Annotated in this window: 6 protein-coding genes and 2 pseudogenes; 2 read left to right on the forward strand and 6 right to left on the reverse strand. The window is 53.1% G+C overall.

Going from position 1 to position 12,495, the window contains the following annotated elements:
- Positions 1-95 precede the first annotated feature (95 nt).
- Positions 96-1,580, reverse strand: coding sequence for a glutamate synthase subunit beta (locus tag B9L21_RS09360; protein WP_063166146.1), 1,485 nt, complete (start codon positions 1,578-1,580; stop codon positions 96-98).
- Positions 1,581-1,721: 141 nt separating this feature from the next.
- Positions 1,722-6,281 (reverse strand): glutamate synthase large subunit, encoded by a 4,560-nt coding sequence (gltB, locus tag B9L21_RS09365; RefSeq protein ID WP_063166147.1) that lies wholly within the window; start codon positions 6,279-6,281, stop codon positions 1,722-1,724.
- A 125-nt stretch (positions 6,282-6,406) separates the two neighbouring features.
- Here gltB and B9L21_RS09370 point away from each other — a divergent pair, with 125 nt between their 5' ends.
- Entirely contained in the window at positions 6,407-7,318 is a 912-nt protein-coding gene (locus B9L21_RS09370) for a LysR family transcriptional regulator (protein ID WP_063166148.1), read from the forward strand.
- A gap of 222 nt (positions 7,319-7,540) precedes the next feature.
- Here B9L21_RS09370 and B9L21_RS09375 read toward each other — a convergent pair whose 3' ends face one another.
- Positions 7,541-8,527 (reverse strand): NADPH:quinone oxidoreductase family protein, encoded by a 987-nt coding sequence (locus B9L21_RS09375; RefSeq protein ID WP_063166149.1) that lies wholly within the window; start codon positions 8,525-8,527, stop codon positions 7,541-7,543.
- A 201-nt stretch (positions 8,528-8,728) separates the two neighbouring features.
- Between B9L21_RS09375 and B9L21_RS09380 the strand changes: the two genes are divergently transcribed.
- Positions 8,729-9,316 carry a Uma2 family endonuclease gene (locus tag B9L21_RS09380; RefSeq protein ID WP_033011094.1) on the forward strand — a complete coding sequence of 196 codons (588 nt, stop codon included), beginning with the start codon at positions 8,729-8,731 and terminating at the stop codon, positions 9,314-9,316.
- 222 nt (positions 9,317-9,538) lie between these two features.
- On the opposite strand, the gene B9L21_RS09385 is transcribed toward B9L21_RS09380, so the two are convergent.
- From B9L21_RS09385 to B9L21_RS09400, 3 genes and pseudogenes are all read right to left on the reverse strand, one after another.
- Positions 9,539-10,891, reverse strand: coding sequence for an aspartate aminotransferase family protein (locus B9L21_RS09385; RefSeq protein ID WP_063166150.1), 1,353 nt, complete (start codon positions 10,889-10,891; stop codon positions 9,539-9,541).
- 193 nt (positions 10,892-11,084) lie between these two features.
- Positions 11,085-11,405, reverse strand: a pseudogene (locus B9L21_RS09390) (helix-turn-helix domain-containing protein); the annotation flags it as partial.
- Between the two features lie 570 nt (positions 11,406-11,975).
- Positions 11,976-12,482 (reverse strand): annotated as a pseudogene (locus B9L21_RS09400) (PucR family transcriptional regulator ligand-binding domain-containing protein); the annotation flags it as partial.
- Between the last annotated feature and the right edge of the window lie 13 nt (positions 12,483-12,495).

Genomic DNA, 12,495 nt, shown 5'->3' on the forward strand with positions numbered 1-12,495 from the left:
CTGATTCCTCCTCCTTTGTTCTTCCTTTACTTATTTTTGCAAACCAATAAAAAATCCTCCTTAAAAAGCAGCGCTTTTTAAGGAGGAATCCACCATTACGACGGCAGCTTCGTCTCTCCCATCAGGAACCGGTCCACTTCACGGGCCGCCCCCCGGCCCTCGTGGATCGCCCAAACGATCAGGCTTTGGCCGCGGCGGGCGTCGCCGGCCGCAAACACGCCTTCAATGTTTGTCGTATATTTGCCGTACGGAGCCTTCACCTTATTGTTGACTGTTTCCACGCCGAACTGCTTCAACACCGGCTGCTCAGGCCCTTCGAAGCCAATGGCGATGAAAACAAGGTCGCACGGCCACACTTGTTCTGTCCCCGGAATTTCGTGAAAGATGGCTTTGCCGTTTTCATCGACGGTTTTTTCCATTTGGATCGTATGCAGTTCTTTCACCCGGCCATACTCATCGCCAACGATTTTTTTCGTCTGGATGCAATATTGACGCGGATCCGCGCCGAACTTTGCTTTCGCTTCTTCGTATGCATAATCAAGCGTAAAGACGAGCGGGTATTGCGGCCACGGATTGCTGTCTAGACGCTTGTCCGGAAGAGCCGGATGTTTGCCAAACTGGACAACGCTTTTACAGCCTTGCCGCAGCGCGGTCGCTACACAGTCAGCCCCCGTATCGCCGCCGCCGATGACGATGACATGTTTATCTTTGGCATCAATAAACTGTCCATCGGCAAAATTCGAATCGAGCAAACTTTTCGTCACCCCGGTTAAATAATCCATGGCAAAATGGACGCCCTCAAGCTCCCGCCCCTCAATAACCAAGTCGCGCTGCTTTTGCGCTCCGACGCATAAAACAACCGCATCATACTCAGCACGCAGCTCGTCGGCCGTGATGTCCTTGCCGACTTCCGTGTTCGTAATAAACGTAACACCTTCTTCCTCAAGCAAACGGACGCGACGTTCGACGATTTCTTTTTCCAATTTCATATTCGGAATGCCGTACATCAACAAACCGCCGATGCGATCGGCCCGCTCGTACACCGTCACCGAATGGCCGGCTTGGTTGAGCTGATCGGCACAGGCGAGCCCAGCCGGACCGGAGCCGACGATGGCCACTTTTTTCCCGGTGCGCGCTTTCGGGATACGCGGTTTCACCCATCCTTCGGCAAACCCTTTATCAATGATGGCCCGTTCGATCCCTTTAATCGCCACTGCCGGATCGGAAATCGCCACCGTACACGAGCCTTCACACGGTGCCGGACAGACGCGGCCTGTAAATTCCGGGAAGTTGTTCGTTTTCAAAAGCCGATCAAGCGCTTCTTTCCAACGGCCGCGGTACACTAAATCATTCCATTCCGGAATTAAGTTGTGCACCGGGCAACCGGAGGTGAGGCCGTTCAGCTCCAATCCCATATGACAAAACGGCGTGCCGCAATCCATACAGCGAGCCCCTTGGCGCGCCAGCACCTCCTCGGAAAACGGCTGTGCATATTCTTTCCAATCGTCAAGACGGGAAAGCGGGTCACGCTTTTTCTCTTCCTCGCGAGCATATTCCATAAATCCTGTTGTTTTTCCCACGATGGTTCCCCTCCTTCTTTCCGTACACGTCCTCTCTTCTCTCATGCGGCCTTCCCGCCTGTTTAGCCAGTCAAAAAGCGAGCCCCGCGCGGGCCGCGGGGCCAAGGCGTCGCCATGTTGCAGCCGCCCAAAAGGGTGGCCTTATTTTGCGGCCACTTGCAGCACATGGGCGCTGGCGGCAGCCGCTTTTTTCCGTTTCGCCACCGTTTCAAACGCCGCCATGGCAGCTTCTTCATACGAAAGCCCGGACTGTTCAAGCATTTGAATCGTTTCAACCATCAGTTTGTAGTTGCGCGGAATCACTTTGACAAACCGCTTTACATAGACGTCCCACTCGTCAAGCACTAACGCCGCCCGCTGGCTTCCCGTATAGCGGTAATGGTTTTCGATCATCCGACGCACTGCCAGCATTTCTTGCTCGTCTTCGAGCTGTTCAAACGCGACGAGCTCTCGGTTGGCTGTTTGTTGCCAGCTGTCTTCATCAGCGAGAACGTAGGCGATGCCCCCCGACATGCCGGCGGCAAAGTTTTTGCCGACCGAGCCGAGAATGACCACACGGCCGCCGGTCATATACTCACAGCCGTGGTCGCCGACGCCTTCGACAACGGCATGGACACCGCTGTTGCGCACCGCAAACCGCTCGCCGGCGCGGCCGCGAATGTACGCCTCGCCGCTCGTCGCTCCGTAGAAGGCAACGTTGCCGATAATGACGTTGTCTGCCGACGCAAACGACGCCTCAAGCGGCGGACGGACGATCACCTTTCCGCCCGAGAGCCCTTTGCCGACGTAGTCGTTCGCGTCACCGACAAGCTCGAGTGTCATTCCTTTCGGCGCAAACGCCGCAAAGCTTTGCCCGGCTGATCCGACAAAACGGAGGCGGATCGTATCTTCCGGCAGCCCTTCCTCGCCGTAGCGCTTCGAAATTTCGCTGCCGGTCATCGCCCCAACCGTGCGGTGAACGTTACGGATCGCGAGTTCGAGTTCAACCGGCTCTTGCCGCTCAAGCGCTGGCTGCACCGCCGGCAAAATTTCTGTATAGTCAAGCGTCGTTTCCAAACGATGGTTTTGTCCTTTGCCGCAAGTGCGCGGGCCATCGACTTGGTGCAGCAGGCGGGACAAGTCGAGATGTTTCGCTTTCCAGTGCGCTTTCGCCCGCTCGCTCACTTTCAGAATATCGACGCGGCCGACCATTTCATCGATCGTGCGGAAGCCGAGCTCAGCCATAATTTCACGCACTTCTTGGGCGACAAAGTACATGAAGTTGACAACATGTTCCGGCTCACCCGCAAACTTCTTGCGCAATTCCGGATTTTGTGTCGCCACGCCGACTGGACACGTATCCAAATGGCAGACGCGCATCATGACACAGCCTAAAACGACGAGCGGTGCCGTCGCAAACCCGAATTCTTCGGCCCCAAACAGCGCAGCCATCACAACGTCACGGCCGGTCATGAGTTTGCCGTCCGTTTCTAGGACGACACGGTCGCGCAAGCCGTTGAGCATCAGCGTTTGGTGCGTTTCCGCCAAACCAAGCTCCCACGGCAGGCCGGCATGTTTAATGCTCGTTTTCGGCGAAGCGCCCGTGCCGCCGTCATAACCGCTGATGACGATGACATCGGCGTTTCCTTTCGCTACCCCGGCAGCGATCGTGCCAACGCCCGCTTTCGCCACGAGCTTGACGCTAATGCGTGCGTCTTTGTTCGCATTTTTCAAATCATAAATCAACTGGGCCAAATCTTCGATCGAGTAAATGTCATGGTGCGGCGGCGGAGAAATGAGCTCCACCCCCGGCGTCGAGCCACGCACTTTGCCGACCCATGGGTACACTTTGTTGGCCGGAAGCTGTCCGCCCTCGCCTGGTTTTGCCCCTTGGGCCATTTTAATTTGCAATTCGTCGGCGTTGACTAAATAATGACTTTTCACGCCAAAACGCCCGGAAGCGACTTGCTTGATCGCGCTGCGGCGCCAGTCGCCGTTTTCGTCCTTCACATAGCGAGCCGGGTCTTCCCCGCCTTCACCGCTGTTGCTTTTCCCGCCGATCCGGTTCATGGCAATCGCCAACGCCTCATGCGCCTCTTGGCTGATCGAGCCAAACGACATCGCTCCGGTTTTGAAGCGGCGGACGATCGACTCGACCGGCTCGACTTCGTCAATCGGCACCGGCGTCCGGTTCGGATCGAAGTCGAACAAGTTGCGCAAGAACGTCAACTGTTCTTCATTGGCCAGTTTCGAATATTGCTTATAAAGATTGTAATCATTTTTCCGGCACGCCCATTGCAACAAATGGATCGTCTGCGGGTTGAACGCATGGTGTTCGCCGTTGCGCCGCCATTGCAGCTCGCTGCCGGTATCTAACACATCGTCTTCGTGACGGGCGCCAAATGCTGCTTCATGGCGCATTTTCGCTTCCTGCGCAATTTCGCCGAGCCCGATGCCGCTAATTTGCGACGCTGTGCCAGTGAAGTATTCATCGATGACCTCGTTGCTGATGCCGACCGCTTCAAAAATTTGGGCGCCGCGGTAGCTTTGCACGGTCGAAATCCCCATTTTCGACATCACTTTGACAACGCCGTCGACTGCCGCTTTCATATACGCCTTCACCGCTTCACGGTACGACAAGGCGATCGTACCGTTTTCCGCTGCCTGACGGATCGTCTCGAGCGCCAAATACGGGTTGATGGCATCCGCGCCGTAGCCGATCAGCGCCGCAAAATGGTGCACTTCACGCGCTTCGCCGCTTTCAACAAGCAGGCTGACGTTCGTCCGTGTCCCGTTCCGGACGAGGTGCTGGTGAAGCCCACTTACCGCAAGCAACACTGGAATCGCCACATGTGTTTCATCAACGCCGCGGTCGGACAGAACGAGAAGCGTCGCGCCGCTTTCAACCGCCTCATCCGCTTTGGCGAACAGCTCGTCAAGCGCTCGTTTCAAGTCATCCGTAAACAGCGTCGGCAGCACCGCGCACGAAAACTCTGGATACGGATTGGCTTTCAGAGCTGCCAGTTCCTCGTTTGTCAATAGCGGCGTCTCAAGGCGAATGCGCCGCGCTGCCTTGGCGTCCGGATGCAAAATATTCCCTTCTTTGCCGAGCAGCGTCATCGTTGACGTGACGACATACTCGCGAATTGCGTCAATCGGCGGGTTCGTGACTTGGGCAAACAGCTGCTTGAAGTAGTTAAACAAGCTTTGCGGCCGTTCCGACAGCACCGCCAGCGGAGCGTCCATGCCCATCGCACCCGTCGGGTCTTTCCCTTCCGTCGCCATCGGCAAAATCATTTTTTCGACATCTTCGAACGTGTAGCCGAACGCTTTTTGCAACTTAATGAGCGATTTCGGCGCTTCAACCGTTTCCGGAACGTTGAAGTCGCCAAGCGTCACCATTTGCTCGTCAATCCATTGACGGTACGGCTGTTGGCTCGCCATTTCTTCCTTAATTTCCTGATCAGAAATGATCCGCCCTTGCTCCAAATCAACAAGCAACATTTTCCCCGGGCTCAGCCGTTCTTTATATAAAATGTTGTTCGGGTCGACATCGATGACGCCGACTTCGGACGAGAAAATAATGTAGTCGTCTTTCGTCACGTAATAGCGGGCCGGACGCAAGCCGTTCCGGTCCAAAATGGCGCCGATTTGCCTGCCGTCGGTGAACGAAATCGCCGTCGGGCCGTCCCACGGCTCCATCAAACAGCTATGATACTCGTAAAACGCCTTTTTCGCGTCATCCATTTGTTCATCCCAAAACCACGGTTCCGGAATGAGCATCATCGCCACATGGGCCGGCTTCCGGCCAGCAAGAACGAAAAATTCAAACGCATTGTCCAAAATTGACGAATCGCTTCCGTTTGTATCTAAAATCGGCGTCACCTTTTCCAAATCGGCGCCGAACGCTTCCGAGACAAATTGTTTCTCGCGCGCCGCCATCCAGTTGACGTTGCCGCGGAGCGTGTTGATCTCGCCGTTATGGATCAAATAACGGTTCGGATGAGCCCGCTCCCAGCTTGGGAACGTGTTCGTGCTGAAACGCGAGTGCACAAGGGCGAACGCCGAGCGGAACCGTTCATCCTGCAAATCCAAATAAAACGCATCAATTTGTTCCGGCGTCAAAAGCCCCTTATACACGATCGTCCGGCTCGAGAAGCTCGCCACATAGCACTCATTGTTTTCCACGCACTTTTCAAACTGTTTGCGAATGACATACAATTTCCGTTCAAATGCCAGTTCTTCGGTAATGTCGTCGCTCGCAGCAACAAACACTTGGCGAATGAACGGTTTGCTTTGCCGCGCCAGTTTGCCAAGTTTGTTGTCGTCAACCGGCACCGTCCTCCAGCCGAGCAGCTGCTGTCCTTCCCGGGCGATGATTTCATTTACTTTTGCTTCATAATGCGCCCGTTTCTCTTCATTTTCCGGCAAAAAGAACATCCCGACCCCGTAGCGACCTTTTGCCGGCAAGTTCATTTCGCCGCACACCGCTTGAAAATACTCGTGCGGAATTTGCATCATAATGCCCGCACCGTCGCCCGTTTCCGGATCGCTGCCTTGGCCGCCCCGGTGTTCAAGCTGGCGAAGCATATGGAGCGCTTTTTCAATAATGTCATGTGACGGTTTTCCTTTTAAATGAGCATAAAACCCGATCCCGCATGCATCATGTTCAAATTCCGGGCGATACAGCCCTTGTGCTTTCGGTAATCCGTAGTGTTTCATGCTGCCTTCCCCTCCCGTTCCGAATTGTCTGTAATATTTATTGTAGTTTTCAAAATTAATATAAACAATATATAATTTAGATGAAATCAATCTCATTTTTCGATAAAAGGGAAAGGGGTGGAAAAATGGAATTACGACAGCTGCAATATTTCGTTGAAGTCGCCAAGCGCGAACACGTGTCTGAAGCGGCCGATGCGCTTCACGTCGCCCAGTCGGCGATCAGCCGGCAAATTGCCAACCTCGAAGCGGAGCTTGGCGTCCAGCTCTTTGAACGCGAAGGGCGGAACGTGAAGCTCACCCCGATCGGACGCCACTTTTTGCCGCACGCGGAAGCGGTGCTAAAAGCGGTCGACGATGCAAAGCAACAAATTGAGGAATATTTGGACCCGGAACGCGGGACGATTAAAATCGGCTTCCCGACAAGCCTCGCCAGCCATATGATGCCGATGGTCATTTCCGCTTTCAAAGGCGAGCACCCGAACGTCTCGTTCCATCTTCGTCAAGGATCGTACCATTATTTGATTGAAGCGGTGAAAAAGAGGGAAATTGATTTGGCGTTTCTTGGACCGATTCCGGCGCGCGAAATCGGCATTAAGGGAGAAATTTTATTTTCCGAGCCGTTTGCCGCCCTCTTGCCAAACAGCCACCCGCTCGCCCGCCGCGACCGGATCGTATTGAACGAACTGCGCCATGATCCATTTGTAACGTTTCCAAAAGGATACATTTTGCATCAAATCGTTATTGACGCTTGCCACCAAGCCGGATTTTCGCCCAACATTTCATCGGAAGGCGAAGATCTCGATGCCATTAAAGGGCTTGTCTCCGCTGGCATCGGCGTCACTCTCCTGCCGGAAAGCGCCTTGTCAGAAAGCTTGCTTCGTTACGCCGCCAAGGTGCCGATTGAAATGCCGCAAGTAAAGCGCAACGTCGGCATCATCATTTCCGATCATCACGAGCTTGCCCCATCGGTGAAAGTATTCTACCGGTTTGTGAAAGACTTTTTCTCCGAGCTGGAGCGGTATCAATTGCGGGGATGAACGCTCCCCCACCTGCGCTCACGTCGAGAAATGGGTTCAAGATCACAAAAAAGACGCAGGTGCTTTTTCCTGCGTCTTTCTCTTATATTCTCCCGCACACTTGCCTGTTCGTCCCCTTCACTCTTTTTCCTTCAGGGAGGGCTACTATCAAGGACAATTGAAAAAGGGGTATGAAGAGCATCGGGCTTTTGGTGCTGCTTCAATCAGATCGCGTCCCAAACGTCATCCCAGCCGCACCACCATCCGGCCGCGCAGTTCGCCGCGCAAAATGCGCTTAAGCGCTTGCGGCAATTCAGCGAGCGAAATCTCTTGAGCAATCCGCTCCAAATCCGGCTTTAAGTCGCCAGCGAGCCGCTCCCAAATGCGGAGGCGCACATCCATTGGACAATAGACAGAATCGATGCCAAGCAAGCTGACACCGCGCAAAATAAACGGATGGACCGTCGTCGGCACTTCCGCCCCTCCGGTCAGTCCGCTCACCGCCACCGCTCCGCCGTAGCGGATGCGGCTTAACACCGTCGCCAGCGTCCGGCCGCCGACCGGGTCGACCGCCGCGGCCCAGCGCTGCTTATCCAGCGGACGAATGCGTTCAGCCGTGACGTCTTCGCGCGTCAACACTTCCTTGGCGCCGAGGGCGCGCAAATAGTCGTGCTCCGCCGTTTTGCCTGTGCTCGCTTCCACCGTATAGCCGCGCTTCGCGAGCATCGACACAGCCAGACTCCCGACGCCGCCCGTCGCCCCCGTGACAAGCACCGGTCCGCGTTCCGGCGTCAACCCATGCTCCTCAAGCCTGTGAATGGACAATGCCGCCGTGAACCCAGCCGTGCCGATCGCCATCGCTTCTTTCAACGTCAACCCTTTTGGCAGCGGCACGAGCCAATCGCCGTGCAGCCGGGCGTACTCGCTGTAGCCCCCGAAATGCGTCACACCGATTTCATAACCGGTCGCAATCACCTCATCCCCTTCGCGAAAACGCGGATGTTGCGACGAAACAACCACCCCGGCCAAATCAATTCCCGGCACGAACGGATACGTTTTCACAATTTTGCCGTCCGGAATGGACGCCAATCCATCTTTGTAGTTGACGCTTGAATAATGGACGCGGACAACGACGTCTCCTTCCGGCAAATCATCCATGGATATCGTCTGCACGCCGGCGGTAAATTCTGTTTCGGTTTTGTTGACAACAAACGCTTGAAATGCGGACATCATTCTCTCCCTTTCCCCATACATTCTTCACTCATGTCATTCGACAAACAAACGCCAGATTCCTTTTTTATCATCCTGAACCAAGAAGACCCTCACTCCCGCTTGTGAGCGTAAGCGGGTGATAAATAAACGTCTAATGAAAGTCCTTCCTACACTTCCTTGACTTCTTTATGTTAAACTGTAAACAAACATATCTTTAAGATGAAAGAAGGTGAAACAGTGGGCAATACCCCTGACTTGAACAAAATTTACACGTACGCTGACTGGAAAACATGGGAAGGTCGCTGGGAACTGATAAATGGAAAAGCCTATAATATGACACCTGCTCCATCTTCGGAACATCAATTTGCCGTCGGAGAATTGTATTTTGCTTTGCGCCATTTTTTCCAAAACCAACATTGTTACGTCTTTATGGCGCCGTTTGATGTATTCCTTAGCAAAAATGAAACGTATGAAACCCCTGATGACATTGTCCAACCCGATATTGCCGTGATTTGCAATAAAAAACAGATTGTCCAAAAAGGATGTTACGGGGCGCCTGCGCTAGTTGTTGAAGTTTTGTCACCTTCAACCGCTTTAAAAGATTACAACGAAAAATTTTACACGTACCAACACTACGGCATTGCAGAATATTGGATCGTCGATACGGCTAACAAAATGATTCATGTATACCATTTGCACGAAGGAGCCTATCAACGGCATGCCACCTACGGGCAACAAGACACGCTGCATTCCGCACAATTTGAGGACTTAGCTATTCCACTAACGTATGTATTTGGATGGAGTTAAAACGGTTCTGACCATTCAGTGTTCATGATCGATCTTTCGTCAAACGCACAGGAATCGATGATCCAGCAGCCTGCCCTAAGGCAGATGTCTAAGAATCTCCCATCTCGAAACCGGGAGAACGTCCAACCCTAGCGACAGCGGCCTGCTTCTATGTTTTTCCGAATGTCTGCACGAAGGCAAACAAAACACCAGCCTGTCGACCCAAGCTGGCGTTTGTTCTTCTTATTGAATGGCCGCTAGCGCCCCGCTCAAGACGCGGACCACAAACGAAAGTTCATCATCCGTGATGCACAGCGGCGGCGACAAGGTGAGCACGTTGTTGTACCCGGCGACTGTCGTTCCGTTTTTGCCGATGATGAGGCCGTTTTCTTTGCATCGATGGATCACTTGATTGACAAGCGACACATCAAGAGGCTCTTTCGTCGCTCGGTCGGCGACCAATTCAATGCCGACAAGCAGCCCTTGGCCGCGCACATCCCCGACGTACGGATGGTCGGCCAGTTTCGTTTTCAGTGCCGAAAGCAGCCATTCGCCCGCTTCACGCGAACGGTCAAACAGACGCTCCTCCTCCATAATCTCGATGTTTTTCAGCGCCACCGCACAAGCAGCCGGATGGCCCCCAAACGTATTGACATGGCGGAAATAGTCGTATTCGCCTGTTCCTTTGAACGCCTCGTAAATCTCTTTCCGAACCGCCATTGCCGCCAGCGGCAAATACGCGCTCGTAATGCCTTTCGCCATCGTGATAATGTCCGGCTTGACGCCGTAGTGTTGAAATCCGAACGCCGCTCCCGTCCGGCCGAAGCCGCAGATGACTTCATCGACAATGAGCAATGCGCCGTGTTTTTCACACACTTCTTTGACCGCTTTCATATACCCGTCCGGAGGAATGAGCACACCGCCCCCGGTGATGATCGGCTCCATAATGACGGCCGCAATCGTTTCACTCAACTCCCACGTCATGACATCATCAATGGCCTTGACCGCCCGCAACCGGCGCGGGTCATCCGCCGCATCCGGGTCGCGGTACACATCCGGCGGCGGCACGTGGATGAACCCTGGCGCGAGCGGTTCGTATTTGTATTTCCGTTGCGCCTGCCCGGTCGCTGAGAGCGCCCCCATCGAATTCCCATGGTACGCCCGGTAGCGGGAAATGATTTTGTACCGGTGATGCTCCCCGCGTTGCTGATGGTATTGGCGGGCGATTTTAAACGCCGTTTCGTTTGCTTCCGACCCGCTGTTGGAAAAGAAAATGACATACTCATCGCCTAACAGTTCGTTGAGTTTTTCCCCGAGCCCGATGGCCGGCAGGTGGCTTTGCGTGAGCGGGAAATATGCCAGCGTTTTCAGCTGCTCGTACGCTGCTTCCGCCAGCTCCTCGCGTCCGTACCCGACGTTGACGCACCAAAGCCCGGCCATCGCGTCCAAATAGTTGTTTCCTGCGACATCGGTCACCCAGCACCCTTTTGCCTCGGTTACAACAACCGTGGCACTCGGATTGTATGGCTTCAACGAATGCCAAATGTATCGGTCGTCTTTGTCGAGCCATCGTTGATGGCTTTGTTCGGTTCTCATCACCGCTTGGCTCCCTTCCATTGGAAATCGTTCTATTTTACAGCCATTATCGCTCATCCCGCACCACGGTTCATTAGACAAAGTGTAAAAATAGTCGTTTCATCCGTTCCACAGTTTGACTACCATTTTCACCCTAAACCACTAGAGACGAATCGCTGCTAGGACTGCGCACATCCCTCTAGGGCTATGGCCTTTACTCGGCTCCAAGCGCGGCCCTCCGTTGCCCATGCATCTCCCCGCCGCTCATCAAGTAGTCGTACGCTTTGAGCATCAACTCGAGAGCCAACCGCTTGTCCGCTTCCATGAAATCAGTCCCAAGGAATCTTTCTAGCTTTTCCATGCGGTGGTACAACGTCTGCCGGACGATAAACAGCCGTTTTGCCGCCTCTTGCTTCGAACCGTTGCACTGCAGATACACTTTGAGCGTTTCAAGCAGCTTTCCATTATATTTCCGGTCATACTCAATAATCGGCCCTAAATATCGGTTGATGGCCTCACGCAAATCGCTATATTTGTCCAACACTATAATCATCCGGTGTGAACTACCCCCACTTAATTTTCTAGCGAAAATTTGAAGTGGGGGCTTCCAAAGAAGTTTGACTGCTTCAAGCAATCCTTATTCTTTGAGGCGTGTCCACTTCGCCGCTAGAGCATAAGACACTCAGGTCTACAGCTTTACTTTTCTTTAAGATGTTTAATGCGCCATTGCTATTAGAGCTGTTTTTTTTCGTGCGTGCTTCCAGCTCTTGAACACGGTACTTCAGTTGTTCATTTTCTTTGCGTAGCTGTTTGTTTTCTTTCAACAGTTGCTCAATGACTTGTTGTTGGTGAGTAACTCACATTTCGCACCCTCCCAACGAAAATCGGGAGGATTTTTTCGTTCCGATGTCGAATGAATCCTTGACACACAAGGAAAGTGAAGGAGTTTTTCTCTCATGAACGTTCAAGTCAAAAAGGTCTGTACAATCCGACGTTGTACATGTTCTTGGCAATATGGCACAGTTCTCGAAGAGTCAAGTATTCTTCTTTGGTCAAACCATTTAGCTGTTGTTTGATACAAAAATACATGTTTTCACCTCCCATCTAGGCAGCTGTGCAAAAACGTTAAAATCTCCCGATAATGATGAACCGTCAGCAGCTTTTTATTCAACTCTTGAGAATACGACTCAAGCTGGGAGATCATTTGATATTGCTGATTAATCAAATACGTGTGAATGTCATGGGTAATCTCGACGAAAGGAACTTCCTCAAGAAAAAGAATGAGCGGGAAATGGTGGCGGTCAGCCAGCTCTAATGCCTCCTTTGGGATCGAGGAGGCGTACGTTCCCAATTCGATGCATAGCCCCGAAGCGTCACATTCAATCAACTGCCGAAGCAGCGATAAAAACAATGCGTCATCTTCCCGCCACCCGACACCGGTAGACAAAATGAGCTCTTTGCCGCGCAGCAAGTTGCTGATTTTTGTGACCTCGACGACATGCACCCACTTGACTGGCCTTGACAGCCCTTCTTTTCCAGCGACAACAACCGCTTTTTGGAAATAGTTTCTCTTTAATACATCAGCGACTGTCAGAGGAAAGCTGTACTCCATCCTTCCCTCTCCC

Source organism: Geobacillus uzenensis (assembly GCF_002217665.1).
GTDB classification, from domain to species: Bacteria; Bacillota; Bacilli; order Bacillales; family Anoxybacillaceae; genus Geobacillus; species Geobacillus subterraneus.

Bases quoted from the DNA above. Each gene is read 5' to 3' on its own strand.
- gltB (WP_063166147.1), bottom strand. From the start codon at position 6,281: ATGAAACACTACGGATTACCGAAAGCACAAGGGCTGTATCGCCCGGAA.
- B9L21_RS09370 (WP_063166148.1), top strand. From the start codon at position 6,407: ATGGAATTACGACAGCTGCAATATTTCGTTGAAGTCGCCAAGCGCGAA.
- B9L21_RS09375 (WP_063166149.1), bottom strand. From the start codon at position 8,527: ATGTCCGCATTTCAAGCGTTTGTTGTCAACAAAACCGAAACAGAATTT.
- B9L21_RS09380 (WP_033011094.1), top strand. From the start codon at position 8,729: ATGAAAGAAGGTGAAACAGTGGGCAATACCCCTGACTTGAACAAAATT.
- B9L21_RS09385 (WP_063166150.1), bottom strand. From the start codon at position 10,891: ATGAGAACCGAACAAAGCCATCAACGATGGCTCGACAAAGACGACCGA.